The organism is Providencia sp. JGM181, from assembly GCF_018257375.1.
GTDB classification, from domain to species: domain Bacteria; phylum Pseudomonadota; class Gammaproteobacteria; order Enterobacterales; family Enterobacteriaceae; genus Providencia; species Providencia lanzhouensis.
Map to the genome: position 1 here is coordinate 1 of NZ_JAERJY010000287.1, position 881 is coordinate 881.

General features: G+C 31.3%; 1 protein-coding gene. It reads right to left on the minus strand.

Translation table 11 applies throughout. From position 1 onward, the window contains the following. Window positions 1–475: type I restriction enzyme HsdR N-terminal domain-containing protein (locus JK188_RS17560; protein ID WP_249216048.1), on the minus strand; the 475-nt coding region annotated here is incomplete at its 3' end. Between the last annotated feature and the right edge of the window lie 406 nt (window positions 476–881).

An 881-nucleotide genomic window follows, 5' to 3' on the forward strand; every position in this document is an offset into this window, starting at 1 on the left:
ATGTTGTTCTCTTTAAAAAATCAATAAGTTTTGAAAAGCTTTCACTAAATGAGCTAACTTCAGCTACTTCAATCTCAATATTATCTGAGTCCCAATAACCCAATAACCATTTTTTACCATCGGTAGCTACCAATTTGGTAAGAGGATTAACATTGTTTGGATACTGCGCATTGATTTCAGTTGCGTAGAGCCTTGCTTCGCTAAATGCTTCCAAAAGATCTTCATTTGGTTTTTTGACTTCAATGACAACAACAGGCAACCCATTGATTCCAATGACATAATCAGGATAGTGATTTTTTTTATTAGCTCTTTTTTTTATCAGCATACCTCTTACATTATGTTTAGTAAGTATATCTTCTGTTTTTAAGCCTAGCCCATTAGGTGGGGCTTTAGTCAAAAGAGTATATACATCATGCTGTTCTACATCACTTTCCGTCACAATACTTGTATCTATTAACAAATTTTTGTCGGTCATTAGATTAGCTCCAAAGCAAATAGCGCACATATGTGCGCTATTCTAGCTATTTCACTAATAAATACACCTGATTATTTATACATACTATATGTAGTGTCATCATTACGCCGTTACATACTACATATATTTATTAAGTATATTATATCATTTTTCATAATCCAAAGTGATTAATTAACAGTTACTTAGAGTTATTTGGTTTAAGGACAGGGAAATAATTTTAAAAAATAAAAGTATGGAGAAAATAAAGTAAAAAAAAACATTAGTCAACCTTTTTCTGCAATTAAATTAATAACCTCGACACACCTCTCAATTGAGTAAAACATCATAACCCATTGATAATAAACTGAATATTGAGCTGGTTAACCCAATGAGCTTGCAACTTTTTGGGGTTGATGAAACTAAAATC